The organism is Paracoccus sp. UBA5162, from assembly GCF_002413585.1.
Lineage (GTDB): Bacteria > Pseudomonadota > Alphaproteobacteria > Rhodobacterales > Rhodobacteraceae > Paracoccus.
The window spans coordinates 77,209-102,999 of the sequence record NZ_DHXG01000045.1 but is presented as its reverse complement, the minus strand read 5'-3'; the positions used below and the strand labels follow the sequence as shown (position 1 = coordinate 102,999).

The window sequence follows — 25,791 nt, the reverse complement described above, 5'->3', positions numbered from 1 at the left end:
TCTGAAGCCGGTGCCCGACAGCCCGCCGGAGGATGATTTCGACAGCGTGGCGCAGCGCCGGGCGGACGAGGCGCTGATCATCGACGTGGACGGCTATGAAGGCCCTCTGGACCTGCTGCTGACCCTGGCGCGGACCCAGAAGGTCGATCTGATGAAGATCTCGGTCCTGCACCTGGCCGAACAATACCTGGCCTTCGTGGAAAAGGCCCGCGCCCTGCGAATCGAGCTGGCCGCCGATTATCTGGTCATGGCAGCCTGGCTGGCCTTCCTGAAATCGCGCCTGCTGTTGCCGCCCGACCCCGAGGCCGAGGGCCCCTCGGCCGAGGACATGGCCGCCCATCTGGCCTTCCAGCTGGAACGGCTGCAAGCCATGCGCGAGGCGGCAGCCCGCCTGATGGGCCGCGATCGGCTGGGCATCAGCCGCTTTGCGCGCGGCGCGCCCGAAACCATTGCCCGCAAGCGGCGCACCGAATGGCAGGCCGGGCTGATCGACCTGATGCGCGCCTATGCCCGCCTGAAGACGAAAGAGGAATTCCGCCCCTATGCCTTCGAGCGCCACGACACATTCACCATGGAACAGGCGCTGGACCGGATGCGCGGGCTGATCGGCTTTGCCGGCGACTGGACCGACCTGTCGGATTTCCTGCCCGATGGCTGGGACGGTGACGGCAGGCGCCGCCGCTCGGCCACCGCCGCCACCTTTGCCGCCTCGCTGGAACTGGCCCGGCAGGGCAAGCTGGAGATCCGCCAGGCCGGGACCTTCGCGCCCATCAGCTTCCGCCGCAACCCTTCAGCCGACCGCTCCTGACGTGACCGATCCGACCCCGCAAGACGACGCCGAGGCCGAAGCCCGGCCCGAGTTTCCGCCGCCGCCGCCGGACCAGCAGGAACGAATGGTCGAAGCCATCCTTTTCGCCGCCGCCGGTCCCATCACCGTTCGCGACCTGGCCGCCCGCCTGCCGCGCGGCTGCGATCCGGCCGAGGCCGTGTCGGCCCTGCGCCGCCGCTATCAGGGCCGCGGCGTGGCGCTGGAACGAATCGGCGACGGCTATGCCTTCCGCACCGCCCCCGATCTGTCCTTCCTGATGCAGACCGAAACGGTCGAGCAGCGCCGATTGTCCCGCGCTGCCGTCGAGACATTGGCGATCATCGCCTATCACCAGCCGGTCACCCGCGCCGAGATCGAGGAAATTCGCGGCGTCGCGGTCAGCCGCGGCACGCTGGACCAGCTGATCGAGATGGAATGGGTCCGTGTCGGCCGCCGCCGCATGACACCGGGCAGGCCGGCGACCTTTGTCGTGACCGAGACATTTCTGGACCATTTCGGCCTGGAATCGGCCCGCGATCTTCCCGGATTGTCCGAGTTGCGCGCGGCAGGGCTGCTGGATTCGCGGCCGCCGCGCGAGGGGATCGCCACCCCTCTTGCGCCGGCCACCGAGGATGACAATATCGACCGCGGCATTCCCGCCGACGATCTGTTCGAAGATGAGTGAGGTCACAGGATGAACGGCTTCATCAACATGTTCACCCGTCTGTTCATGCGCCGCATGATGAACTGGGGCATCAACAAGGGCATCAACCGCATGTCGCGGCGCAAGCCGGGGGCCACGCCGAAGCCACAGCAGGCCAGAACCAACCGTCAGGCCGCCAAGCGTGCCCGGCAGGCGGCGAAATTGGCGCGGCGGATCGGCCGCTGAGCCTCGCCTTTTCCGTCGCCAGCCGCTAGGGTTCGGCGCATGCGCGACGATCCTTTCGACATTTTCCTGGTGGCGACGCCGGGGCTGGAACAGCCCTTGGCCGCCGAGGCGCGCGCGCTTGGCTGGGTGCCAGAGATCCAGCCCGGCGGCGTGACGATTCGCGGCGGCTGGGCGGATGTCTGGCGGGCCAATCTTTGGCTGCGCGGGGCGACGCGGGTTCTGGCGCGGATCGGCAGCTTTCGGGCGCTGCATCTGGCGCAGCTGGACAAGCGGGCGCGGAAATTTCCCTGGGCTTCGGTGCTGCGCCGCGATCTGTCCGTCAGGGTCGATGCCGTCTGCCGCGCCAGCCGCATCTATCACGCGGGCGCGGCGGCACAGCGGGTCGAACGCGCCATCGCCGAGGAACTGGGCGCCCCGATCGCGGCCGATGCCGGAATCGTCGTGAAGGTCCGGATCGACGACGATCTGGTCACGATCAGCCTCGATACGACCGGCGAATCGCTGCACAAGCGCGGCCACAAGCAAGCTGTCGCCAAGGCCCCCATGCGCGAGACGATGGCGGCGATGTTCCTGCGCGAGATGGGGTTCGATGGCAGCCAGACCGTGGTCGACCCGATGTGCGGGTCGGGCACCTTCGTCATCGAGGCGGCCGAGATGGCGGCCGGTCTCGCCGCCGGTCGCAGTCGCGGCTTTGCCTTTGAAAACCTTTCCAGTTTTGATCCCGCAGCCTGGCGGGCAATGCGCGCATCCCCGGCGCCGACAACCCCCGAAAACCGCTTTCACGGAAGCGATCGCGACGCCGGTGCCATTCGGATGAGCGTTCAGAACGCCGCCCGGGCTGGCGTGTCGGAATGGACCGACTTTGCCTGCCTGCCGGTTGGCGACCTGACGCCGCCCAAGGGACCGCCCGGCATCGTCATCGTCAATCCGCCCTATGGCGCCCGGGTCGGAAACAAGGGGCCGCTATACGGGTTGCACGCCGCCATGGGCGAGGTGTTTCGCGACCGGCTTGCGGGCTGGCGGGTCGGGATCGTGACCAGCGAGGCCGGGCTGGCACGGGCGACCGGGCTGCCGCTGGAGGCCGGTCCCATCATCGCGCATGGCGGGCTGAAGGTCCGGCTGTGGCAGACACCGCGAGGGTGACCGGACGGCATTCGCGGTCAGCGGAACTGCTTGGCAAGTTTCAGGCCCTGACCCTGATAATTCGACCGGATGCCCGCGCCGTAGAGGCGGTCGGGGCGGGCGGCCATGCGTTCATAGACCAGGCGCCCGACGACCTGACCATGTTCCAGCGCAAAGGGTGCCTCGTGACAGCGCACCTCCAGCACGCCGCGCGCGCCGGCGCCGGCCGCCCCGATGCCGAAGCCGGGATCGAAGAAGCCGGCGTAATGAACGCGGAATTCACCCGCCATGGCCAGATAGGGGGCCATCTCGGCGGCGCAATCGGCGGGGATCGCGACCGATTCGCGACTGACGAGGATATAGAACGCACCGGGGTCGAGGATCAGGCGGCCGTCGCCGGTCCGCAACTCATCCCAGAAATCGCGCGCGTCATAGGCCCCGATCCGGTCCAGGTCGATGACACCACTATGGGGTCGCGCGCGATAGCCGACCAGATCGCCGCCCGAGGGACGCAGGTCCACGGAAAAGCCAAGCCCCTGGTCGATCAGCGCCTTGCCGCCGACCAGCGGCTCGCGGGCGTCCAGATCGCGCAATTCGGCGTCCGTCAGCACCGCCTGACCGCGCCGCAGGCGAAGCTGGTTCAGGCGCATTCCGGGGCGCACCAGAACCGAAAAGCTGCGCGGGCAGATTTCGGCATAAAGGGGACCGTCATAGGCTTCGGGCAGGCGATCGAACTCGGTGCCGTCATCGGTCACAAGCCGGGTCAGCAGATCCAGCCGCCCGGTCGAGGATTTGGCATTGGCGACGGCGCTCAGCCCATCGGGCAGGGTCAGCCGTTCCATCAGCGGCACCAGATAGACGCATCCCCGTTCCAGAACGGCACCGCCGGACAGATCCATCCGGTGCATTCCGAAATCGGCCAGACGGTCGCTGATGCGATGGCCCTTTCCGGCCAGAAAGCTGGCGCGCAGTCGACAGGCCGTCGTGCCCAGCCGCAAGTCCAGGCTGGCGGGCTGGACCTGTTCGGGCAGGATCGCGGGATCGGCGGTGATGGCGCCCTTATCGATCAGGTGCCGGATCTCGCTGTCGGGCAGGACTCCGTTCATGCCATCCTTCCTTGCAGATCAGGCGGATACGAAAACGCCCACCCCGTGGAGGGATGGGCGTTTTCGAAATGGTCGGGCCGGCGAGATTCGAACTCGCGGCCTTCCGCCCCCCAGACGGACGCGCTAACCAGGCTGCGCCACGGCCCGACGCCGGCCATATAGAGCGAAGCGGCGGGCCTGCACAAGGGCCACGGGACGGGAATCTTCATCCTGCCGGTCAGGTGTTTTCGTAATGCGCGATGATGATGCCGCGCAGTGCGGCGGCGCGGGGCGCGGCCTGCTGCTGCCACCGCGCGTCGCGATGGCTGGCCGCGCGCAGGCGAACCGACAGTCGGGCAAGCTGCGCCAGCCAGCCGGTGGCCTGCGCGTCGGCGGACAGGTCGGGAAACAGAGGCAGCGCATCATGGCCCGACTGCCGGCGGCGGCGCTGCCGCGCGCGGGGCGGATGGTCGGGCATCGGATCGTCCTGCGGCGCGGGTTCGTCGGGCATCTCGATCAGATGCTTCGCGATGGCGGCTTCCTTGCGCGGCGTCGCCTCAGGGGCGCCGGGCGCGGCCACCTGCTCGCCCAGGCGCTCGGCGCCGCGACCGCGAATCGCCGCGCCACGATCCTTTGCGATCAGCTTCTTCGCGCCCCTGATGGTCATGCCGTCGTCGCGCAGAACCTCGCACAGCCCGGCTACCAGCCGGATATCGTCGGGGCGATAATAGCGCCGACCATCAGGCCGCTTCATCGGCTTCAACTGCGGGAACTGCGTTTCCCAATAGCGCAGGACATGCGGGGCGACGCCGATCAGCTTGGCGACCTCTCCGATCGAACGGAATGCCTCGGCGCTTTTCTGCATCAGCAATTATCGCTTGTTGCCGGCAGCGACCCGCTCCTTCATCAGGTGCGATGGTCGGAAGGACAGCACCCGGCGCGGCGTGATCGGCACCTCTTCGCCGGTTTTAGGGTTGCGGCCGATCCGTTCGTTCTTGTCGCGGACGCTGAATGTGCCAAAGGACGAGATCTTGACCTGCTCGCCACTGACCAGCGCGTCCGAAACGTGATCGAGAACGCTTTCGACAAGCTGGGCGGATTCGTGACGCGACAAGCCGACATCGCGGAACACCGCCTCGGCCAGATCCATCCGGGTCAGAGTCTTGTCGCCCATGACTTTTCCTCTTTTGTCACAACAGGATGAAGCGGAATGATCGCCGTGTCAACGAGGGCCGGCGCCAAATCGTTCCGCCATCCGCACCGGATCGGCGCGTTTGCGCGGACCGCCGCGCAGCACGCGGGCTTTGAAACCGGCCCGAACGACGCCTATCTTGAAGCGACGAAAAGGAGGATACCATGGCCGGAGGATGGGCCCGCGACGATGCGGTGAATGATCAGATCGAGGTCAGCACGGCCGAGGCCGTGGCCCGCGCCAGGGCGCGCGCGGCCCGCGCCGCCGAGGCGCCATCGGCCGAATTCTGCGCCGAATGCGACGACCCGATCCCCGAGGCCCGCCGCCGGGCGGTGCCGGGGGTGCAGCTTTGCGTCACATGCCAATCCGGACGCGACCGCCGAATTCGCCCGGAAGGCGGGATCAACCGGCGCGGCAGCAAGGATTCACAGATGAAATAGCCGCGCCCGGCGTTACCAGCGCAGCACGACGCTGCCCCAGCTCAGCCCGCCGCCGATGGCTTCGGTCACGATCACATCGCCGCGTTTCAGGCGTCCGTCCGCTGCGGCCACGGCCAGCGCCAGCGGGATCGAGGCCGCCGAGGTATTGCCGTGATCGGCCACCGTCAGCACGACCTTCTGCATCGGCAACTGCATCTTCTGTGCGGTGGCGGTGATGATGCGCATGTTGGCCTGATGCGGCACCAGCCAGGTCACGTCTGCGGCGGTCAGCCCGGCCTTGTCCAGGGCCGTGTGCGCGGTCCTGGCCAGTTTCTCGACCGCGTGGCGGAACACCAGATTGCCCTGCATCCGCAGATGCCCCGCCGTGCCGGTGGTCGAGACGCCGCCATCGACATAGAGCAGGTCGCGATACTGTCCGTCGCTGTTCAGATCGGCGGACAGCACGCCGCGATCGGCATTGCCGCCCGCGCCCTCCTGCGCCTCCAGCACCACGGCGCCGGCACCGTCGCCGAACAGCACGCAGGTCGAGCGGTCGGTCCAGTCCATGATGCGCGAAAAGGTCTCGGCCCCGATGACCAGGACCCGGTCGGCCATGCCGCCCCGGATCATCGCATCGGCATTGGCCAGCGCGAAGACGAAGCCCGCGCAGACGGCCTGCACGTCATAGGCGAAGCCGTGGGTCATGCCCAGACCGGACTGCACCATCGTCGCCACCGCCGGAAAGGTTAGATCGGGGGTCGACGTCGCCAGGATGATGCCGTCGATCTGGTCGGGTTCCAGCCCGGCTTTCGACAGCGCGTCGCGGGCAGCGTTCAGAGCCAGATCGCTGGTCGCCTGACCTTCGGCGGCGAAGTGGCGCCGCTCGATCCCGCTGCGCGAACGGATCCATTCGTCGCTGGTATCCAGCTTGTCCTCGAACCAGCTGTTCTCGATCACCGTTTCAGGCAGATAGAGGCCGGTTCCGCGAATGACGGATCTTCGGGTCACGTCGAGGTCTCCGATTCGCCGGCGGTCGTGGCCGAGGCAACCTGGGCCACGCGCGCGGCAAGCCGGTCCTGAAAGCCCGACTTCGCCAGGGTGAAGGCCAGCTTGATCGCCGCCGAAACGCCGGTCGCATCGGCCGAGCCGTGAGATTTGACCACGGTGCCATTCAAGCCCAGGAAGATGCCGCCATTCACCCGACGCGGGTCGATCCGCTTTTGCAGGCGCTTCAAAGAGGTCATGGCCAGCACGGCCGCGAATTTCGACATGATCGAATTGGCGAAGGCCGCGCGCAGGAACTCGCCCACCAGCTTGGCCGTGCCCTCGCCCGTCTTCAGGGCGATATTGCCGGTAAAGCCGTCGGTCACGATCACATCGACGCGCGACGACGGCAGATCGCCGCCCTCGACGAAACCGACATAGTCGAAACCGCCGGTTCCGGCGGCGTCAGCGATCAGGTCGTGGGCCTGTTTCAGTTCGGCGCGCCCCTTGTGTTCCTCGGTGCCGACATTCAGCAGGCCGACGCGCGGGCGTTCGACGTCCAGGCCGTTGCGGGCGTAGGAGGCGCCCATCATCGCATATTGCAACAGGTCAGGCGCGTCGGCGCGGATATCCGCGCCCACATCCAGCATGATGTTGAAGCCCTGAGGGTTCTTCGAGGGCCACAGACAGGCGATGGCGGGACGGTTCACGCCCGGCAGCTTGCGCAGGCGCAGCATCGACAGCGCCATCAGCGCGCCGGTATTGCCGCAACTGACGGCGGCCCCGGCCTCGCCCTTGCGAACCGATTCGATCGCCGACCACATCGAGGTGCCGTCGCCCTTGCGCAGGATCTGGCTGGGCTTGTCTTCCATCGTCACGACACCCGCGGCATGGCGGATGTCGCAGCGGTCGGACAATTGCTTGCGGCGGTTGATCAGACGGCGAAGCTGATCCTGGTCGCCATGCACGATAAAGCGGATCTCGGGGTTCTTTCCGGCGCTTTCGGCCATGCCGGCCACCACGGCGAGGGGGCCGCGATCGCCACCCATCGCGTCAACCGAAATCACCACGCTGCCCCGGTTCTCGGGGGCGCGCTGTTCCTGAATGGTCGCTGGATCGTCGGTCATATGGCGGGAGGGCCCGACCCGATCAGGCCGCGTCGTCGTCCAGGTCGATCTCGTTCGCCTGGGCGATCACCTCGCGATCGGCGTAATGGCCGCAGGACGGGCAGACGTGATGCGGACGCTTCAATTCGCCGCAATTCGAACATTCGTTGGGGTTGCCGGCGACCAGCGCGTCATGGGCACGACGCATGTTGCGCTTGGAGCGGGTGACGCGATTCTGAGGGACAGCCATGTCTCGACCTCGGTTGTCTGGGTGCGGGCCGAAAGCCGTGGCACCATGAGTTTTGTATTCGTAAATGAACCGCGCAGATACGCGATAGAACCCGCGCCTGCAAGCCCTCGCTTGGGTCGGCTTGCCCATAAATGCGCCGCGGCGGTGGCGCCGCGCCAGCCCATTCTGGTCCGGCAGGACGAATCCGCATGATCGGCCGCGATTCTGTGGCTGCATTGCAACGGCGCGGCGGCGCAGGTTCCGGGCCCCTATCCCTGGACGTCGCCGTCCCCCCGCATCAGCCGGTCCAGCCCCTCGAAGGGCCGTCGCGTCTCGGGCCGGCCGTCATCATCGCGGGCATCCGGCGTCAGTTCGGCGCCTTGCGCGCGGGGATAATCCGGCAAGGACAGCGCCAGTTCCTCGATCATCACGGCCGAAAGGTCGATGAACTGGCCCAGCGGTTCCAGCGTTTCGTCCGGCATCTCGACCTCGTCGCCCTCGGGGTCGCGCAGATGCGGGGAATAGAGGCGGCGCACATCTTCCTCGATCCGGGTCTTCACCGGCTTCAGCGTCACCACGCAGGACTGCACGACCTGTGCCGTCAGCCGGCCCGACAACGCCCAGGCTTGGCCGCCCTCGGCCCTGATCCGGCCCTCGAAAGCCAGGCGGGGCAGGGCGAGGATGTTCAGTTCGGCCGCGATGGCCGCGCGCGCCTCGGCCGCGGGACGCAGCGCGAAATCGGTCGGGCCGCGCGGATCCAGATGGGCGACGCGCAGGCGTTGCGGCTGCGACGCGGAGGGCTGTGCTGGGGCTGTCATGATCGTGCCTCGGGCAGTTGGCTTGCGACATGCGGCGGTGACCTGCGGCACAAGCCCTCGTCGCGGATGGACTTCTTGAGCGCCGCGCCGGAGTTTGCTAAGCCGGGCGGGCCGCGTCAACCGCCCGCACAAAGGAAACCCGCATGGCTGCCTTCAGGAACCTTCTGATCCTGGCTTTCGTGGCCGTGCTGGCCGCCTGTGCGCCCGTCTATCGCAATCACGGCTATGTGCCGCCCGATTCCGATCTGGCGAAGGTGGTCGTCGGCCAGACCAGCATGGATCAACTGGAGGGGCTGATCGGCCGGCCCTCGGCGCAGGGTCTGCTGACCGGTGCGGGGTGGTATTATGTCGGCTCGCGCTGGCGCAATTTTGGCGCGCTGCCCCCGCAAGAGGTAGATCGAGAAGTCGTGGCGATTTCCTTCGCGCCCAGCGGGGTCGTGTCCAATATCGAACGTTTCGGGCAGGAACGTGGCCGCGTCGTGGTGCTGTCGCGCCGCGTGACGGAGGGCAGCGTTACCGAGGTTTCGTTCATCCGCCAGCTTCTCGGCAACCTGGGCAATTTCCAGGCCGGCGACTTCATCGAGTGACGCGGCGGGCGGGCCGGGCCGTTCAGGTGGTCTCGATCAGGCGGGCCGCCAGCCGATGCAGTTGGTCACGATATCCTGTCCGCGCCGAGGGAAGGTCGGGGTCGGACGTCATCGCGATGGCGCTGGCCGGGCGGTCGCGCGTGGCGGGAAAGACATAGATCATCTGCCCGCCATAGCCCCAGCCATAGCGCAGGTCGCGACCGGCCATGCGGTCGATGAACCAGCCATAGCCGTATCCCTGGCCGCCGAAGATCGAGGCTGTGCGGACCTGCCAGCTTTGCGCGATCCAGTCCCGCGACAGGATCCTCTGCCCGCCGGCGCGTCCGCCCGTGGCATAAAGCGCGCCGAAGGCCAGCAGCGACCGGGTGCTCATCGCCATCTGGTTGCCGCCCAGATAGATGCCCTGCGGGTCGCGCTGCCAGCCGGCGATGCGAAAGCCCGGAACATCGCCCAGCCAGTCCCGCGCCAGCGCCATCGTGGATCGCTGTGACACCCGCGTCAGGATGGCCGAGACGAGATGGCTGGATGCGGTGGAATACTGCATCGGCCCGCCCGGATCCTGGGTGAAAGGCGCGGCCAATGCGGCGCGGACCCAGTTCGCAGTGTTGACCCAGCGGCCGTAATTCGGTCCCGATTGCCGTTCCAGTCCCGCCTGCATCGACAGCAGATCACCCAATGTCACCTGCGCCAGGCGCGGATCGGGGTCGCGCGGCAGATCGGCCTTCAGGATCGGGGCGATCGGCTGGTCGGGACCGTCCAGCAGCCCCTTGTCGATGGCGATGCCCGCCAGGGCCGAAATCACGGATTTCGAGGCGGACTTGATGTTGGTCGGCCGGTCCGGGGTAAAGCCGCCATAGCCGCGGGCCGCGATCTCGGCGCCGTCGCGCCAGATCGCGACGGCGCGCAGAGGCTCCAGCCGCGACGCCTCGGAGAGGATCGGCGACAGCGAGGCCCGCGCAAGGTTCGGCGCGGCAAGGACGGCGGCGGCGGCAGCCAGCAGGATGCGTCTGTGCATGGCCCCATTATGCGGGCGCGGCGGCGGCAGGCGAAGTCACGCTTGCGTCAGGCGGGGTCGCGCCTGTAGGGCGGAACGCGATGAAAGGGGGGGGCCATGTCCGCGCTTGACGATCTTGCCACCAGTCCGTTCCACGATGCCGAGGCACCGCTTCGGGCGCGGATGCTGTCGCGGCTGGCCGATACCGAACTGGCCGTCGCGCTGGTCTCCGAACCCAGGGGCGAGACGCTGGAATTCCGGATCTTCGCGCTGGAAGACGGCCCCGTCGCCCTGGCCTGCGACGGCGAGGACCGGCTGGCGGGGTTCCTGGGCGGCCCGGTCGCCTATGCCGCGTTGCCCGGGCGGGTGCTGGCGGCGATCCTGCGCACCGAGGGCACGGGCCTGCTGGTCAATCCCGGCGCACCCTCCGAGATGCTTCTGGACGCCGCGACGCTGGATTGGCTGGCGGGCGCGCTGACCTCTGCGCCCGAAACCGCCGAGGCGCGGCTGCGGCCTGTCGCGCCCGACCCGGCCGCCGTCGCGGCGCTGGCCGAACCCCTGGCGGCGCGGCTGTCCGATCTGCGCGGCCTGGTATCCGGCGCAGCCCTTGCGGGTATCGCGGGCCGGGCCGGACATCTGCTGCTGATTTCGGGGGCGTCGCCGGACCACCAGCCCGCCATCGCCAAGGCCCTGGCCGAAACGCTGGCCTTCCTGCCGCCGCAGCCCGGCGGTGTCGATATCAGCTTTTCCGAGACCGTTCCTCCGACCGGCGCGCTGCGATTCGACCTGCCGCCGGACGTCCTCCCCGACCTGCCGAAAGGCCCGAAAGGGCCGCCGATCCTGCGCTGATCGTCGCGTCGGTTTCGCCCCGCGCCGTGACGCAGGATTGTTGCACCGTCGTCGCCAAACTGACAGAAGGGATGGATGCAGCCGCGATACAAGGCCCTTCTTGTCCATCTTCTGACCGCGACAGGCGCGGTGCTGTCGATGCTGGCGATGCTGGCGGCGGTCAACGCGGAATGGTCGATGATGTTTCTGTGGCTGGTCGCCGCCTTCGCCGTCGATGGCGTCGATGGCCCGCTGGCGCGCAGATACGATGTCAGGGTCAACTGGCCGACCTATGACGGCGTGCTGATGGATCTGATCATCGATTATCTGACCTATGTCTTCATTCCGGCCTTCGCGTTGTTCAAATCCGGGCTTCTCAGCGGCTGGACCGGCTGGTTCGCGATCATCGTCATCACCTATGGCAGCGTGATCTATTTCGCGGATACGCGGATGAAGACCAGGGATTATTCCTTCGCGGGCTTTCCGGGATGCTGGAACATGGTTGTTCTGGTCCTGTTCGCGGTCAAGCCGCACTGGACGGTGATCCTGGCCATCATCGTGGCGCTGACCGTCGCGATGTTCAGCAACATCAAGTTCATCCACCCGGTGCGCACCGAACGCTGGCGCGCGATCTCGCTGCCCGTGGCCATCGCCTGGGTGATCTTTGCCGTCCGCGCGGCATGGGTCGATTTCCACCCCTCGAGCTGGGCGATCTGGGGATTGGTGGTGACGACGCTGTGGCTGATCCTGGCGGGCGCGGCCCAGCAGCTTCTGGATCGCCGCATCCGGCCCTGAACGCAGGGGGCGGACAAGTCGTCCGCCCCCCTCGCACTCTTTCCCAATACCTCGGGGGGTGCGGGGGGCTGGCCCCCCGCCGGTCCCGTCTCAGGCGAACTTCCTGATCTCGCCCGACCGGAGCCGCGAGAGATAGCTGTTCATCTCGGTCTTCACGACCGGCATCAGCACATAGAGCGCGATGATGTTGACGACCGCCATCGAGAAGATCATCGCATCCGAGAAGTCGATGACCGGCCCCAGGCTCGCCGCCGCGCCGATCCAGGTGAAGATGCAGAAGATCACCTTGAAGACCAGTTCCTTGGTCCGGCCCTCGCCGAACAGGAAGGTCCAGGCCTTCAGGCCGTAATAGCTCCACGAGATCATTGTCGAAAAGGCGAACAGCACCACCGCCAGCGCAAGGATATAGCGGAACCAGCCGAAGCTTTCGCTGAAGGCCGCCGAGGTCAGTGCCACGCCGCTATTGCCGCTGAGCGTCTGGATCGCGTCGCCCGACTCGTTCAGCACGAACATGCCGGTCTGGGGATCGGTGACCAGCTGGCCGGTGATGATGATGACCAGCGCCGTCATGGTGCAGATCACGACGGTGTCGATGAAGGGCTCCAGCAGCGACACGAAGCCTTCGGTGATCGGCTCGTTGGTGCGCACGGCCGAATGGGCGATCGCGGCCGAGCCGACGCCGGCCTCGTTGGAAAAGGCGGCGCGGCGGAAACCCTGGATCAGCGCCCCGGTGGCCCCGCCGACGGCGCCGTCCCAGGTAAAGGCCCCGCGGAAGATCTGGCCGAAGGCGTTTCCGATCTGGTCGTAGTTCAGCAAGATGATGATCAGCGCCGTGCCGACATAGAGGATGCCCATGAAGGGAACGACACGTTCGGTCACCTGCGCGATCGCCTTGATGCCGCCGACGATGACCATGAACACGATCAGCGCGAAGACCAGTCCGGTGATCCAGCCCGGATAGTCGCCGAAGACATTGGCAAGCTGGGCATGGGCCTGGTTGGACTGGAACATGTTGCCGCCGCCGAAGGCGCCGAGGATGCAGAAGATCGAGAACAGGACCGCCAGCACCTTGCCGCCGCCGACGCCGCGTTCGGAAAAGCCCTTGGTCATGTAATACATCGGCCCGCCCGAAACGTGGCCGTCTTCGTATTCGTTGCGGTATTTCACGCCCAGCGTGCATTCGGTGAATTTCGATGCCATGCCCAGAAGACCCGCCAGAATCATCCAGAAGGTCGCGCCCGGACCGCCGATGCCGATGGCGACCGCGACGCCGGCGATATTGCCCAGCCCGACCGTGCCCGACAGCGCCGTGGCCAGCGCCTGGAAGTGGCTGACCTCGCCCGCGTCGTTGGGGTCGGAATAATCGCCCCGGACCAGCGCGATGGAATGGCCGAAGGCGCGGAACTGGATGAAGCCGAAATAGATGGTGAAGATCGTCGCCGCGACCACCAGCCAGCCGACGATCCAGGGGAAGGAGGTGCCCGGAAAGCTGGAAAAGATGAAGCTGACGAACCAGCCGGTCGAACTGGCGAAGACGCTGTTGACGGCCTCGTCCAGCCCCTGGGCCGCCGCGGGTCCTGTCGCGGCCAGGGTTGCAAGCGCCGCCGGGACGCCCAGTCGTTTTGCGAAATGGGTCATGTCAAATCTCCTTGTCCCGTGGCTCATGGCACGATCGTCACCGGCACCGGCGATGCCTGCGCCAGCGTGCCCGCAACGGATCCGAAGATGCGCGAGGTGAAGCCCGAATGGCCCATGCGTCCGATGAAGATCAGCGCCGCGTTTTCGTCCTGCGCGATCTTGCACAATGTCTCGGCGATGTGGCCATAGCGCATCGCGGTCGAGACCGGAATCCCTTCGGCCTCGACCAGCCTGACCATCGGCTGGATCAGCATCTCTTCGGCGCGCTGCAATTCTTCCTTGCGCCGCTGGTGACGTTCTTCGATCTCGTTGGGCGTGAGGAAACTGTAGGGCGACCATTCCAGGACATGCGCGATGATGATGCTGTCCCCCTGCGCGCCGGCCCGACTTATCGCAAAGTCCAGCGCGCGGCGTGACGCCTCGCTGCCGTCATAACCGACGACGATCTTGCGTGACATGAATCCCCCTTTCCGTTGCTTCGTGGTTTTTCGGTGCTCGCTTCTGCGTCGATCATCAAATGATAGGCAAATGACCGGGGCAGCGGCCAGCAAAAAGATGACGAAACCGTGAATGTCCTTTCACGCCGGCGGATTGGCGCTATCGGCCGCGCCGTGCTGCACGGCCCTGGGCGGCGATTTTTCGCTTTTCAAGCCGGCCCGCGGGCGGCATAGTCGCGGCCATGACCCGGATGCTGCATATCCCGACCGCCGCGACCGCGCCCTTTGGCGCGCGTCTGGCCGTCAATCTCCGCGGTCTGCTGCTTCTTACGCTGCGCTGAGCGGGTCTTCCGGGCCGCCGCTCAGTCAGGTCGGCGCCCGGATATTCCCGATACCGGACAGCGCAAGAAAGACAGACCCATGAGCGACGAGAACCGCGTCTTCATCTTCGACACCACCCTGCGCGACGGCGAACAATCGCCCGGCGCGACCATGTCCCACGCCGAAAAGCTGGAAATCGCCCAGATGCTGGACGAGATGGGCGTGGACATCATCGAGGCCGGCTTTCCGATCGCCAGCGAAGGCGATTTCGCCGCCGTCAGCGAGATTGCGCGACAGGCGCAGACCAGCGTGATCTGCGGTCTGGCCCGCGCCCAGATCCCCGATATCGACCGCTGCTGGGAGGCGGTGAAACATGCCCGCCGCCCGCGCATCCACACCTTCATCGGCACCTCGCCGCTGCACCGCGCGATTCCCAACCTGGACATGGACCAGATGGCCGAGCGGATCGAACAGACCGTCACCCATGCCCGCAACCTGTGCGACAACGTGCAATGGTCGCCGATGGACGCCACGCGGACCGAACATGATTACCTGTGCCGCGTGGTCGAGATCGCGATCCGGTGCGGCGCCACGACCATCAATATCCCCGATACGGTGGGCTATACCGCACCGCGCGAATCCGCCGATCTGATCCGGATGCTGATCGAACGGGTGCCCGGCGCGGATGACATCATCTTCGCCACCCATTGCCACAACGACCTGGGCATGGCGACGGCCAACAGCCTTGCAGCGGTCGAGGCCGGCGCCCGCCAGATCGAATGCACCATCAACGGGCTGGGCGAACGCGCCGGCAACACCGCGCTGGAAGAGGTGGTGATGGCGCTGCGCGTGCGTCACGACATCATGCCTTTCGACACCGGAATCGACACCACCAAGATCATCGGCCTGTCGCGTCGGGTGGCGCAGGTTTCCGGCTTTCCGGTCCAGTTCAACAAGGCCATCGTCGGCAAGAACGCCTTCCTGCATGAAAGCGGCATCCATCAGGACGGCGTGCTGAAGAATGTCGAGACCTTCGAAATCATGCGCCCGGCCGATATCGGCCTGAACGAAACCAACATCGCGATGGGCAAGCATTCGGGCCGCGCGGCGCTGCGGGCCAAGCTGAAGGATCTGGGCTACGAGGTCGGCGACAACCAGTTGAAGGACATCTTCGTGCGGTTCAAGGCGCTCGCCGATCGCAAGAAAGAGGTCTATGACGAGGATATCGTCGCGCTTGTCCAGGACGCCGCCGCAAATACCGAGGACGATCATCTGCAGGTCAAGCATCTGCGCGTCGTCTGCGGAAGCGACGGACAGAGCGCCGATCTGACCATGATCGTGGATGGCGAGGAACGGACCGTCCATGCGGTGGGCGACGGCCCGGTCGATGCCTGTTTCAACGCGGTCAAGCAGATCTTCCCGCATGACGCGCGGCTGCAATTGTATCAGGTCCATGCCGTCACCGAAGGCACCGATGCGCAGGCCACGGTCAGCGTCCGGATGGAGGAAGACGGCCGCATCGTGAACGGGCAGGCGGCCGATACCGACACGATCCTGGCCTCGGTCAAGGCCTATGTCGGCGCGCTGAACCACCTGATCGTGCGCCGCGCCCGCACGGGCCGGGACGACAAGCAGATCAGCATGTATTCGCATTGATCCCCTGGCGCGGATGGAAGCCCGCCCGCAAGCCTGCGGGGCATTCCCCGCGCGGATGCGATTGGCCCGATGATGCGAAAGCGGGGACGCCCTGTCACGTCCCGGAAACCGCCTGCCATCGGCGCCACGGATGATGCAAGGATCCGAAGGGGCGGTCCGCCGCCGCGCGTTGTGGCACGGTCGCCGCACCCCGCCGCCCGGCACAGCGCGGTTGTGCCGGGCGGCGCTAGACAGGGCTTTCGCTTGGGCCTGAGGGCTTCTATACCGGGCGAGGCCCGCACCGGGGGCGATTCCCGCCGGTTGTGCGGGGCGTGAAATTCGGGCAGGCCGGGATCAACCCGGTGCGAACAGGGGACTACGGGCATGGCATTCGGCGGTTTGTTTTCGACCGATATCGCAATCGACCTCGGCACGGCGAACACGCTGATCTATGTCAAGGGCAAGGGCATCATCCTGAACGAGCCCTCGGTCGTGGCCTATCACGTCAAGGACGGCAAGCGGCAGGTTCTGGCGGTGGGCGAGGACGCGAAACTGATGCTGGGCCGCACACCGGGCAGCATCGAGGCGATCCGGCCGATGCGCGAAGGTGTCATCGCCGATTTCGACAGCGCCGAGCAGATGATCAAGCATTTCATCAAGAAGGTGTTCAAGCGCACCACCTTCTCGAAGCCCAAGATCATCGTCTGCGTGCCCCATGGCGCCACCCCGGTCGAAAAACGCGCCATCCGTCAGTCGGTCCTGTCCGCCGGCGCCCGCCGTGCGGGCCTGATCGCGGAACCCATCGCGGCGGCCATCGGTGCGGGGATGCCGATCACCGAGCCCACCGGCAGCATGGTCGTCGATATCGGCGGCGGCACGACCGAGGTCGCGGTGCTGTCGCTGGGCGATGTGGTCTATGCGCGTTCTGTCCGCATCGGCGGCGACCGCATGGACGAGGCGATCATCAACTATCTGCGCCGCAACCAGAACATGTTGATCGGCGACAGCACGGCCGAGCGCGTGAAGACCAGCATCGGCACCGCGCGGATGCCCGATGACGGACGCGGCGCCACGATCATGGTGCGCGGACGCGATCTGCTGAACGGTATCCCCAAGGAAATCGAGATCAGCCAGGCCATGGTCGCCGAGGCGCTGACCGAACCGATGCAGGCGATCTGCGAGGCGGTGATGGTCGCGCTGGAGGCGACGCCGCCCGACCTGGCCGCCGATATCGTCGATCGCGGCGTGATCCTGACCGGTGGCGGCGCCATGCTGGGCGATCTGGATCTGGCCCTGCGCGAACAGACCGGCCTTTCGATCACCCTGGCCGATCAGCCGATGAGTTGCGTCGCGCTTGGCACCGGCAAGGCGCTGGAATTCGAAAAGCAGTTGCGCCACGTCATCGACTACGAAAGCTGACGCAGCGCGGCGGTATCGCGAAGGCGCGTTTCCGAATGGCACGAAAGGGACCCGATTTCGTCACCCCGATCCGGCGCGTCCTGATCGCGCTGATGACGATTGTCCTGATCGGTCTGTTCCTTTTCTGGCGCATCGACAGCCCCCGGGCCGAACGGATGCGGGTCGCGCTGATCGACCGTTTCGTGCCCGGTTTCGAATGGGCCTTCGCGCCCGTGACCAAGGTCAGCCAGATGATCGCGGGCTTCCAGTCCTATGCCCGCATCTACGAGCAGAATCAGGAACTGCGCCGCGAGTTGCAGAAGATGCAGGCCTGGAAAGAGGCCGCCGTCCAGCTGGAACAGGAAAATTCCAAGCTGCTGGCGCAGAACAACGTCCGACTGGACCCGGCGCTGACCAGCGTGACCGGCGTGGTTCTGGTCGACAGCGGCTCGGCCTTCCGGCAATCGGTGCTGCTGAATGTTGGCGCCCAGGACGGCATCGTCGAGGGCTGGGCGGTGATGGACGGTCTTGGCCTTGTGGGCCGGATCGCCGGGGTGGGGCAGAGGACCAGCCGTGTCGTGCTGCTGAACGATCCCTCGTCGCGGCTGCCTGTCACGGTCCAGCCCTCGGGCGAACGCGCGCTGCTGACGGGCGACAACACGCCGCTGCCGTTTCTGGACTTCATCGAGGCGGTCGACAACGTGCGCCCCGGCGACCGGGTCGTGACCTCGGGCGATGGCGGGGTGTTTCCGCCCGGCCTGCTGGTCGGGCAGGTGGCCCAGGGCAGCGACGGGCGGATGCGGCTGCTGCTGGCGGCGGATTACGGTCGGCTGGAATTCCTGCGGGTCCTGCGTTCCCACCCGGCCGAGACGGTGGCCGATAGCGACGCGATCATACGCCCCGACAATTCCGGCGCAATGATCGGCCCGCAACGGCCCTCGTCGCCGGTCGAGGCGGCGCAGGCGGCCGATCCCCTCTCCGCGGGCCTGCCGGAAGGCGCCGGCGAATGAGCCGGGGTCCGGGGCGGCAGGTCGTCGGTGGCACGGTCCTGTTCGGGCTGTGCTTTGCCGTGCTGCTTTTCGTGCGCCTGCTGCCGCTTTCGACCGGGCTGACGGGCTGGCCGGGTCCGGACGTGGCCCTGGGCCTGACCTTCGCCTGGGTGCTGCGCCGCCCGGACCAGTTGCCCGCCCTCGTGATCGTCGCCGCCTTCCTGCTGGAAGATGTTTTTCTCTATCGTCCGCTGGGCCTGTGGCCGCTGATCGTGCTTCTGGGCAGCGAGGCCGCACGCCTGCGTGAGCCCCGTTGGCGCGATCAGTCTTTCATGGTTGAATGGCTGCGCGTCGCGATCCTGATCGGGGCGATGATGCTGGGCTACCGGGTCATTCAGGTGGTGTTCTTCCTGCCGGTCCCGGCCCTGGGCCAGGCGATCCTGCAATATCTGGCCAGCATCGCCGCCTACCCGGTCACGGTGTTTGCGGCGCGCTGGCTGGTCGGGTTGCGGCGGGTCAGCCCGGGCGCGGCCGAACGGACGAGATTCGCGAGATGAAGAAGACCGAACGTCAGATCGTCGACAGCGCCCGCCTGATCGGGCGGCGCGGTCTGCTGTTGGGCACCGTCCAGCTTGGCGTGGTCACGACGCTGGCGCTGAAGCTGCGCTCGATGCAGGTCGAGCAGGCCGACGAATATCGAATGCTGGCGGATGGCAATTCGATCAAGATCCGCCTTTTGCCGCCCGCGCGCGGTCTGATCCATGACCGCAACGGGCTGGTCATCGCCGGAAACGAACAGAACTATCGCGTCACCCTGACCCGCGAAGAGGCCGGCGGCGATGTCGAGCCGGTCCTGCGGCGTCTGTCGCAACTGATCCCGATCGGCGACGATCGCATGGCCGAGCTTCTGGAAGAATTTTCCAGACGCAGCGCCGTCACCCCCGTGGTGCTGGCCGACCGCCTGACATGGGAACAATTCAGTTCGATCGCCGTGAATGCGCCCGCGCTGGCTGGTGTGACGCCGGAATCGGGCCTTTCGCGGATTTATCCGCGCGCCGGCGACCTGGCGCATGTGCTGGGCTATGTCGGACCTGTGTCGGATTACGATCTCTCGAAGATCGAGGATCCCGATCCGGTGCTGATGCTGCCCGACTTCCAGCTTGGCAAGGTCGGCATGGAAGCCAAGATGGAGGCCGATCTGCGCGGCAAGGCCGGGGCGCGGCGGGTCGAGGTCAACAGCACCGGCCGCGAGATGCGCGAACTGAGCCGGCAAGAGGGTCAGCAGGGCGCGACGATCCAGACCACACTGGATGCCCGGCTGCAGAATTACGCGGCGCAGCGGCTGGGCCAGGAAAGCGCCGCGGCCGTGGTCATGGATGTGCAGACCGGCGATATCGTCGCGATCTGTTCCTCGCCCAGTTTCGATCCGAACAAGTTCGTCCGCGGCATATCCTCGGCCGATTATCGCGGGCTGATGCAGCACGAACTTCGGCCGCTGGCCGACAAGACGGTTCAGGGGCTCTATCCGCCGGGCTCGACCTTCAAGCCGGCGCCGCTGCTGGCCGGGCTCGAATCGGGGCTGATCAACGAAAATACCCGCTTCTACTGTCCCGGTTACATCGAGGTCGGCGGCCGCCGCTTTCATTGCTGGAAGCGCAGCGGACACGGCAGCATGAACCCGATCCAGAGCATGGAGCAAAGCTGCGACGTGTTCTATTACGAACTGGCCCAGCGGGTCGGCATCGACCGGATCGCCGCGATGGCGCGGCGACTGGGAATCGGGGTAGAGCATGATCTGCCGATGTCCGCGGTGGCAGAAGGCATCGCGCCCGACCGGGCCTGGAAGGCTGCGCGTTATGGACAGGATTGGCAGATCGGCGACAGCCTGAACTCTTCGATCGGGCAGGGCTATGTGCTGGCTTCGCCGCTGCAACTGGCGTTGATGACGGCGCGCGTGGCCAGCGGCAAGGTTGTGGTGCCGCGCCTGATCCGCAGCGTTGACGGCATCCCCCGGCCGCTGGCCGAATTTCCCGATCTGGGCGTCGATCCGGGCCTGATGCGGCTGGCACAAGGCGGAATGGAGGCGGTGATGAACGGCGCGCGCGGAACCGCGCGACGATCGCGCATCATCCGCGAGGACTGGCGCATGGCCGGTAAGACCGGCACCAGCCAGGTGCGCAACATCACCGCTGCCGAACGCGCGCGTGGGGTCGTGTCGAACGAGGATCTGCCCTGGAGCCGCCGCGATCACGCGCTGTTCATCTGCTACGCCCCCTATCAGGCGCCGCGCTATGCGGTTTCCGTGGTCGTGGAACATGGCGGCGGCGGTTCGACCGTGGCCGCGCCGATCGGTCGCGACATCCTGCTGTTCGCGCTGGCCGGCGGTCTGCCGCCGCTGGATGCCATTCCTGACAGCGAACGCGCCGCGATGCAGGAACGCCATGCCGCGATGAATCTCTACGTGCCCGATCCGCCGCGCGCCACGCGCTCGCGCGCCTGACGGGAACGGTCCGGAATGTCCTATCTCGATTATCAGGTGCTTCAGACCCCGACCGGGTGGCGCAAGCTGCTGTATCTGAACTGGCCGCTGATCCTGCTGATCACCGCCGTTGCCGGGATCGGCTTTCTGATGCTGGTTTCCGTCGCGGGCGGCGATGTCGATCGCTGGGCCAAGCCGCAGATGTATCGTTTCGCGGCCGGCATGGTGATCATGATCGGCCTGGGCTTCGTTCCGATGTGGTTCTGGCGCGGGATCTCGGTCGCGGCCTATATCGGCTGCTTCCTGCTGCTTGTCGGCGTCGAGGTCGCTGGCGAGGTCGGCATGGGCGCGCGGCGCTGGATCGATTTCGGACCGATTCGCGTGCAACCCTCGGAACTGATGAAGATCGCCCTGGTCCTGCTGCTGGCCGCCTATTACGACTGGCTGCCGCTGAACCGGGTCTCGCGCCCGCTCTGGGTGCTGCTGCCGGTGGTGCTGATCCTGGCGCCGACCGGGCTGGTCATCATCCAGCCCGACCTCGGCACGTCGATCATGCTGGTCGCGGGCGGCGGAATCGTGATGTTCGCCGCCGGCGTGTCGCTGTGGTATTTCGGCGCGGTGATCGGCATGGCCGTCGGCCTCGTCGCCACGGTGCTGGAAAGCCGGGGCACCGACTGGCAGCTTTTGAAGGATTATCAGTTCCGCCGGATCGACACCTTCCTCGACCCCGCCGCCGATCCGCTGGGCGCGGGCTACAACATCATACAGAGCCAGATCGCGCTTGGTTCGGGCGGCTGGTCGGGCCGCGGCTTCATGCAGGGCACGCAGTCGCGGCTGAACTTCTTGCCGGAAAAGCATACCGACTTCATCTTCACCGTGCTGGCCGAGGAATTCGGCTTCATCGGCGCGGTCTCGCTGCTGGTGCTGTATACGCTGATCGTGGGCTTCTGCCTGCATTCGGCGCTGACCAACCGCGACCGCTTTGCCAGCCTGATCACCATCGGCATCTCGGGCACGTTCTTTCTGTATTTCGCCATCAACATGGCGACGGTGATGGGTCTGATCCCGGCCAAGGGTTCCCCCCTGCCGCTGATCAGCTATGGTGGCACCTCGCTGATGATCCTGATGCTGGGCTTCGGCCTGGTGCAATCCGCCCATGTTCACCGATCGAGGTAGCCAGATGCGCGTTCTCTTTGCCGCCCGTCCCGAGGCGTGGCAGGCCTGGGCCCCGGCCCTGCGCGAAGCCTGTCCCGAAATGGATCTGGACAGGGGCGGCGAACCGGCCAGCTTCGACGCCATCATCTACGCGCCGGGCGGCGAGATCGAGGATCTGTCGCCCTATGGAAATGCACGGCTGGTCCAGAGCCTGTGGGCCGGGGTCGAGCGGATCGTCACCAACCCGACCCTGACCCAGCCGCTGGCGCGGATGGTCGATCCGGGCCTGGCGCGGGGCATGGCGGAATTCTGCACCGGCTGGGCGATGCGGGCGCATCTGGGGATGGACCGCTATGCACAGGACGGCACCTGGCGCAACGATGTCGTCGCACCGCTGGCGCCCCAGCGGGGCGTGACCATCCTGGGCCTCGGAGAGCTGGGCCGTGCCACCGCCGCGATGCTGGGCGCGATCGGCTTTCGGCTGGCGGGCTTCAGCGCCTCGGGCCGCCCGGTCGAAGGCGTCGAGGTCTTTGACGCGGACCATCTGGCTGCGGCCCTGGGCCGGGCCGAAATCCTGATCAACCTGCTGCCCGACACCGCGCGGACGCGGGATCTGCTGGATGATGATCACCTGGCCATGCTGCCGCGCGGGGCCTGGATCATCAATCCCGGCCGGGGCACGGCCATCGTGGACGCCGCGCTGATCGCCGCGCTGGATCGAGGCGATCTGGGACATGCGGTGCTGGATGTCTTCCGCACCGAGCCGCTGCCCGGCGGCCACCCGTTCTGGTCCCATCCCGGCGTGACCGTCACGCCCCATATCGCCGCCGAGACGCGGCCCGAAACCGCGGCCCCGGTGGTCGCCGAAAACCTGCGCCGCGCCATGTCCGGGCGACCCATATTGAACCTCGTGGACCGCGACCGGGGATACTGAGGCGGTTTCCGCCGTCAGATGCTCCGGGGCGGATCGCCATCCTCCGGCGGGTGATCGGGGCGGGCGGCGTGTCCGGCAGGCGCCGCGGAATCGCGGCTGGGTGCCAGATCCGGGGCGGTGGTGACGATTTCGCCCTGCTTGCGCACCCGCGCGATCCGCTCGGCCATCTTCTTGGCGCGCCGCCAGTGATAGGCGCGAATCACGGGGACGCTGAGGTAGTGGGTCGCGATGGCCGCGATCAGACCCAGAATCAGGCCGCCCACGAGATAGGGCAGATAGACCTGCTGGAAGAAATCGACCAGATTGCCCCAATGCGCGCGTTCAGGCCCGAAAAGCGACCGGATATTGTGCCACATCTCGCCGCTTGCGCGGGCGAATTCGCCGAAGATCAGTTGCGGAGACAACTCGCCGCCCATCCCCAGCAATCGGCGTCCCAGGCTGACGGCCACGACGGCGATGAAGGGAAAGGTGATCGGATTGCCGACAAAGGTCGCCAGCAGCGCGGCCAGCACATTGCCGCCGATCAGCCAGGCACAGCCCGCCGCCGACAGGAAATGAAAACCGAAAAGCGGAGTGAAGGAAACGAAGACCCCCGACGCCACGCCGCGCCCGATCCGGTGCGGCTGGTCGGGCAGACGGCGCAGGCGGAACCAGACATAGGCACCCGCGCGCCGCCAGCCGCCGCGCGGATAGATCATGTCGCTGGCGATCTGCCCATAGCTGCGTGGCTTGCGGCGCTTGAACACCCCGGCCTACCCCATCCCAATCCTGTCCTGCCGGGCAAGACCTACCCGGATCGGCCCCGCTTGCCTAGGGTTTCAGCGCCGGATCGCGGATGCGTGCGACCTGGGCCACGTCGCTTTCGGTCTCCAGCACCGTCAGCAGATTGTGCAGATGTTCGCGATCGCGCAATTCCACCTCGATCTCGATGCGATAGAAATCCGGCTTGCGGTCGATGAATTCGAGGTTCGAGATATTGGCCCCCTGCGACCCGATGAGGCTGCAAATCCGGCCCAGCACGCCCGCATCGTGGCGGATCGTCAGATCCAGCAGCGTCGAATAGGCCGCAGGATGGCGCCCCTCGCGCCAGTGCAGGTCGATCCAGCGGTCGGGGCTGTCCTCGAATTCGGCAAGGACGGGGCAGTCGATGGCATGGATGACCACGCCCGTGCCGCGATAGGTGATGCCCACGATCCGTTCGCCCGGCAGCGGGTTGCAGCAGGGCGCGCGGGTGAAGTTGGCATCGGCCTCCAGCCCGGCGAAGGGGCGGGCGCCGTCGATTTCGTCCTGATGGCCCGCGAGTTCGGGATAGAGAACCGCCAGAACCTCCTTGGCGGAATTCTCGGCGCTGCCGATCCGCGCCAGCAATTCCTCCGCATCGGCCATGCCCATCTGCCGTGCGGCGGTGCGCAGCGTCTTGTCCGTGGCCTTGCGCCCGACATGTTCGAAACTGACGCGGACCAGTTCGCGGCCCAGCCGGATGAAGCGGTCGCGGTCCTCTTCGCGCAGGGACCGACGGATTGCCGCCTTGGCCCGGCCGGTCACGACGATATCCAGCCATGTCGCCTGCGGGCGCTGTCCCGAGGCCGCGATGATCTCGACCGACTGGCCGTTCTTCAGCCGGGTCCACAGCGGCACCCGAATCCCGTCCACCTTGGCGCCGACACAGGAATTGCCCACGCGGGTGTGGATCGCATAGGCAAAATCGATCGGCGTCGCGCCTTTCGGCAACTGGATCACGTCACCCTTGGGCGTGAAGCAGAAGACCTGATCCTGATACATCTCCAGCTTGACATGTTCGAGGAATTCATCGTGATCCTCGCCGCCGAAACGGTCGGTCAGGCTGTCGATCCAGGCCGCCGGATCGACCGCGAAGGGGTTCTTCGCGCGCACGCCGTCGCGATAGGCCCAATGCGCGGCCACGCCCGCCTCGGCCACCTCGTGCATCTGGCGGGTGCGGATCTGCACCTCGACCCGCTTGCCGTCTCGGCCCGACACGGTGGTGTGGATGGATCTGTAGCCGTTCGATTTCGGCTGGCTGATATAGTCCTTGAAACGCCCCGGCACGGCCCGCCAGCGATGATGGATCACCCCAAGTGCGCGATAGCAATCCATCTCGGACCGGGTGATGATGCGAAAGCCGTAGATGTCCGACAGGCGCGAGAAGGCAAGCTGCTTTTCCTGCATCTTGCGCCAGACCGAAAAGGGCCGCTTGGCGCGTCCGAACACGTCGGCGTCGATCCCGGCCTTGTCCATCTCGGTGCGGATATCGGCGGTGATCTGGCCGATGATGTCGCCCGATTCCCGCTGCAGGCTGACAAAGCGGCGGATGATCGAGTTGCGCGCCTCGGGATTGATGACCTTGAAGGCCAGATCCTCCAGTTCCTCGCGCATCCACTGCATCCCCATGCGCCCGGCCAGCGGCGCATAGATGTCCATCGTTTCGCGTGCCTTCTGCACCTGCTTGTCGGGCCGCATGGACCGGATCGTGCGCATGTTGTGCAGCCGGTCGGCCAGCTTGACCAGGATCACGCGCAGATCGCGCGACATGGCCATGAACAGCTTGCGGAAATTCTCGGCCTGCCGGGACTGGGTGTTGCTGAGTTGCAGATTGGTCAGCTTGGTCACGCCATCGACCAGATCGGCGATCTCGGGGCCGAAGATGGTGACGATCTCTTCCTTGGTCGATCGCGTGTCCTCGACCGTGTCGTGCAGCAGGGCGGTCACGATGGTCGCGTCGTCCAGCCGCATCTCGGTCAGGATGGCGGCGACGGCGATGGGATGGGTGAAATAGGGCTCGCCGGAATGGCGGAACTGACCCTCGTGCATCCGCATCCCGTATTCATAGGCTTCGCGGATCAGGTCTGCATTGCTGCGCGGGTTGTAGTTGCGGACCAGCGCGATCAGGTCTTCGACGTCGATCATGTCCTGCCGAAGACCTCGTTCGCC

At 66.5% G+C, this 25,791-nt stretch carries 27 protein-coding genes and 1 tRNA gene; 15 read left to right on the top strand and 13 right to left on the bottom strand.

Annotated features, from left to right (window positions below; translation table 11 throughout):
* Nucleotides 1-10 precede the first annotated feature (10 nt).
* The 4 genes from B4A72_RS06510 to B4A72_RS06495 are packed head-to-tail and all read left to right on the top strand — an operon-like array spanning nucleotide 11 to nucleotide 2,840.
* Entirely contained in the window at nucleotides 11-808 is a 798-nt protein-coding gene (locus tag B4A72_RS06510) for a segregation and condensation protein A (RefSeq protein WP_292957971.1), read from the top strand.
* A gap of 1 nt (nucleotide 809) precedes the next feature.
* The gene (scpB, locus tag B4A72_RS06505) at nucleotides 810-1,493 is read left to right on the top strand and encodes an SMC-Scp complex subunit ScpB (protein ID WP_292957857.1); all 684 of its coding nucleotides are present in this window, start codon (nucleotides 810-812) and stop codon (nucleotides 1,491-1,493) included.
* A gap of 9 nt (nucleotides 1,494-1,502) precedes the next feature.
* Nucleotides 1,503-1,697: a hypothetical protein gene (locus tag B4A72_RS06500; protein WP_292957854.1), complete on the top strand. Its 195-nt coding sequence runs from the start codon at nucleotides 1,503-1,505 to the stop codon at nucleotides 1,695-1,697.
* A gap of 39 nt (nucleotides 1,698-1,736) precedes the next feature.
* Nucleotides 1,737-2,840: a THUMP domain-containing class I SAM-dependent RNA methyltransferase gene (locus B4A72_RS06495; RefSeq protein ID WP_292957852.1), complete on the top strand. Its 1,104-nt coding sequence runs from the start codon at nucleotides 1,737-1,739 to the stop codon at nucleotides 2,838-2,840.
* A 17-nt stretch (nucleotides 2,841-2,857) separates the two neighbouring features.
* Here the strand turns inward: B4A72_RS06495 and B4A72_RS06490 are convergent, their stop codons facing one another.
* The 4 genes from B4A72_RS06490 to ihfA form a co-directional block, all read right to left on the bottom strand.
* Nucleotides 2,858-3,925: a 2'-deoxycytidine 5'-triphosphate deaminase gene (locus B4A72_RS06490; protein WP_292957849.1), complete on the bottom strand. Its 1,068-nt coding sequence runs from the start codon at nucleotides 3,923-3,925 to the stop codon at nucleotides 2,858-2,860.
* Nucleotides 3,926-3,994: 69 nt separating this feature from the next.
* Nucleotides 3,995-4,072 (bottom strand) — tRNA-Pro (locus B4A72_RS06485).
* 70 nt (nucleotides 4,073-4,142) lie between these two features.
* Nucleotides 4,143-4,769, bottom strand: a complete 627-nt coding sequence (locus tag B4A72_RS06480; RefSeq protein ID WP_292978244.1) for a MerR family transcriptional regulator — start codon at nucleotides 4,767-4,769, stop codon at nucleotides 4,143-4,145.
* Nucleotides 4,770-4,775: 6 nt separating this feature from the next.
* Nucleotides 4,776-5,078, bottom strand: a complete 303-nt coding sequence (ihfA, locus tag B4A72_RS06475; RefSeq protein WP_292957843.1) for an integration host factor subunit alpha — start codon at nucleotides 5,076-5,078, stop codon at nucleotides 4,776-4,778.
* A 182-nt stretch (nucleotides 5,079-5,260) separates the two neighbouring features.
* Here ihfA and B4A72_RS06470 point away from each other — a divergent pair, with 182 nt between their 5' ends.
* Nucleotides 5,261-5,536 carry a DksA/TraR family C4-type zinc finger protein gene (locus B4A72_RS06470; protein WP_292957840.1) on the top strand — a complete coding sequence of 92 codons (276 nt, stop codon included), beginning with the start codon at nucleotides 5,261-5,263 and terminating at the stop codon, nucleotides 5,534-5,536.
* Between the two features lie 12 nt (nucleotides 5,537-5,548).
* Here B4A72_RS06470 and B4A72_RS06465 read toward each other — a convergent pair whose 3' ends face one another.
* From B4A72_RS06465 to B4A72_RS06450, 4 genes are all read right to left on the bottom strand, one after another.
* The gene (locus B4A72_RS06465) at nucleotides 5,549-6,523 is read right to left on the bottom strand and encodes a beta-ketoacyl-ACP synthase III (RefSeq protein WP_292957837.1); all 975 of its coding nucleotides are present in this window, start codon (nucleotides 6,521-6,523) and stop codon (nucleotides 5,549-5,551) included.
* Nucleotides 6,520-7,626, bottom strand: coding sequence for a phosphate acyltransferase PlsX (gene plsX / locus B4A72_RS06460; RefSeq protein WP_292978243.1), 1,107 nt, complete (start codon nucleotides 7,624-7,626; stop codon nucleotides 6,520-6,522). The genes B4A72_RS06465 and plsX overlap by 4 nt, the downstream gene beginning before the upstream one ends.
* Before the next feature lie 22 nt (nucleotides 7,627-7,648).
* On the bottom strand, nucleotides 7,649-7,855 hold the full coding sequence (rpmF, locus tag B4A72_RS06455) for a 50S ribosomal protein L32 (RefSeq protein WP_090742511.1): 207 nt from the start codon (nucleotides 7,853-7,855) through the stop codon (nucleotides 7,649-7,651).
* Nucleotides 7,856-8,103: 248 nt separating this feature from the next.
* The gene (locus B4A72_RS06450) at nucleotides 8,104-8,652 is read right to left on the bottom strand and encodes a YceD family protein (protein WP_292957825.1); all 549 of its coding nucleotides are present in this window, start codon (nucleotides 8,650-8,652) and stop codon (nucleotides 8,104-8,106) included.
* A 143-nt stretch (nucleotides 8,653-8,795) separates the two neighbouring features.
* Here B4A72_RS06450 and B4A72_RS06445 point away from each other — a divergent pair, with 143 nt between their 5' ends.
* The gene (locus tag B4A72_RS06445; protein ID WP_292957822.1) at nucleotides 8,796-9,239 is read left to right on the top strand and encodes an outer membrane protein assembly factor BamE; all 444 of its coding nucleotides are present in this window, start codon (nucleotides 8,796-8,798) and stop codon (nucleotides 9,237-9,239) included.
* Between the two features lie 22 nt (nucleotides 9,240-9,261).
* On the opposite strand, the gene B4A72_RS06440 is transcribed toward B4A72_RS06445, so the two are convergent.
* The gene (locus B4A72_RS06440; RefSeq protein WP_292957819.1) at nucleotides 9,262-10,254 is read right to left on the bottom strand and encodes a serine hydrolase domain-containing protein; all 993 of its coding nucleotides are present in this window, start codon (nucleotides 10,252-10,254) and stop codon (nucleotides 9,262-9,264) included.
* A 96-nt stretch (nucleotides 10,255-10,350) separates the two neighbouring features.
* Here B4A72_RS06440 and B4A72_RS06435 point away from each other — a divergent pair, with 96 nt between their 5' ends.
* Entirely contained in the window at nucleotides 10,351-11,082 is a 732-nt protein-coding gene (locus B4A72_RS06435) for an SseB family protein (RefSeq protein ID WP_292957816.1), read from the top strand.
* A gap of 75 nt (nucleotides 11,083-11,157) precedes the next feature.
* Nucleotides 11,158-11,856 (top strand): CDP-alcohol phosphatidyltransferase family protein, encoded by a 699-nt coding sequence (locus B4A72_RS06430; RefSeq protein ID WP_292957813.1) that lies wholly within the window; start codon nucleotides 11,158-11,160, stop codon nucleotides 11,854-11,856.
* Nucleotides 11,857-11,946: 90 nt separating this feature from the next.
* Here the strand turns inward: B4A72_RS06430 and B4A72_RS06425 are convergent, their stop codons facing one another.
* On the bottom strand, nucleotides 11,947-13,494 hold the full coding sequence (locus B4A72_RS06425) for an alanine/glycine:cation symporter family protein (RefSeq protein WP_292957810.1): 1,548 nt from the start codon (nucleotides 13,492-13,494) through the stop codon (nucleotides 11,947-11,949).
* A gap of 23 nt (nucleotides 13,495-13,517) precedes the next feature.
* Nucleotides 13,518-13,952, bottom strand: a complete 435-nt coding sequence (locus B4A72_RS06420; protein WP_292957807.1) for a universal stress protein — start codon at nucleotides 13,950-13,952, stop codon at nucleotides 13,518-13,520.
* Between the two features lie 399 nt (nucleotides 13,953-14,351).
* Here B4A72_RS06420 and B4A72_RS06415 point away from each other — a divergent pair, with 399 nt between their 5' ends.
* The 7 genes from B4A72_RS06415 (at nucleotide 14,352) to B4A72_RS06385 (ending at nucleotide 22,842) form a co-directional block, all read left to right on the top strand.
* Nucleotides 14,352-15,908: a 2-isopropylmalate synthase gene (locus B4A72_RS06415; RefSeq protein ID WP_292957804.1), complete on the top strand. Its 1,557-nt coding sequence runs from the start codon at nucleotides 14,352-14,354 to the stop codon at nucleotides 15,906-15,908.
* A 363-nt stretch (nucleotides 15,909-16,271) separates the two neighbouring features.
* Nucleotides 16,272-17,306: a rod shape-determining protein gene (locus tag B4A72_RS06410; RefSeq protein WP_292957801.1), complete on the top strand. Its 1,035-nt coding sequence runs from the start codon at nucleotides 16,272-16,274 to the stop codon at nucleotides 17,304-17,306.
* A gap of 35 nt (nucleotides 17,307-17,341) precedes the next feature.
* Nucleotides 17,342-18,295 carry a rod shape-determining protein MreC gene (gene mreC, locus B4A72_RS06405; protein WP_292957798.1) on the top strand — a complete coding sequence of 318 codons (954 nt, stop codon included), beginning with the start codon at nucleotides 17,342-17,344 and terminating at the stop codon, nucleotides 18,293-18,295.
* Nucleotides 18,292-18,831 (top strand): rod shape-determining protein MreD, encoded by a 540-nt coding sequence (locus B4A72_RS06400; RefSeq protein ID WP_292957795.1) that lies wholly within the window; start codon nucleotides 18,292-18,294, stop codon nucleotides 18,829-18,831. Before mreC ends, B4A72_RS06400 begins: the two co-directional genes overlap by 4 nt.
* The gene (gene mrdA, locus B4A72_RS06395; protein ID WP_292957792.1) at nucleotides 18,828-20,774 is read left to right on the top strand and encodes a penicillin-binding protein 2; all 1,947 of its coding nucleotides are present in this window, start codon (nucleotides 18,828-18,830) and stop codon (nucleotides 20,772-20,774) included. The genes B4A72_RS06400 and mrdA overlap by 4 nt, the downstream gene beginning before the upstream one ends.
* Before the next feature lie 15 nt (nucleotides 20,775-20,789).
* On the top strand, nucleotides 20,790-21,929 hold the full coding sequence (rodA, locus tag B4A72_RS06390; RefSeq protein ID WP_292957789.1) for a rod shape-determining protein RodA: 1,140 nt from the start codon (nucleotides 20,790-20,792) through the stop codon (nucleotides 21,927-21,929).
* 4 nt (nucleotides 21,930-21,933) lie between these two features.
* The gene (locus B4A72_RS06385) at nucleotides 21,934-22,842 is read left to right on the top strand and encodes a 2-hydroxyacid dehydrogenase (RefSeq protein WP_292957786.1); all 909 of its coding nucleotides are present in this window, start codon (nucleotides 21,934-21,936) and stop codon (nucleotides 22,840-22,842) included.
* Nucleotides 22,843-22,856: 14 nt separating this feature from the next.
* Here the strand turns inward: B4A72_RS06385 and B4A72_RS06380 are convergent, their stop codons facing one another.
* Together B4A72_RS06380 and B4A72_RS06375 are read right to left on the bottom strand one after the other, a co-directional pair.
* Complete coding sequence (locus B4A72_RS06380; RefSeq protein ID WP_292957783.1) at nucleotides 22,857-23,588, bottom strand: DUF2062 domain-containing protein; 732 nt, start codon at nucleotides 23,586-23,588, stop codon at nucleotides 22,857-22,859.
* 64 nt (nucleotides 23,589-23,652) lie between these two features.
* Complete coding sequence (locus B4A72_RS06375) at nucleotides 23,653-25,767, bottom strand: RelA/SpoT family protein (protein WP_292957780.1); 2,115 nt, start codon at nucleotides 25,765-25,767, stop codon at nucleotides 23,653-23,655.
* Nucleotides 25,768-25,791 lie beyond the last annotated feature (24 nt).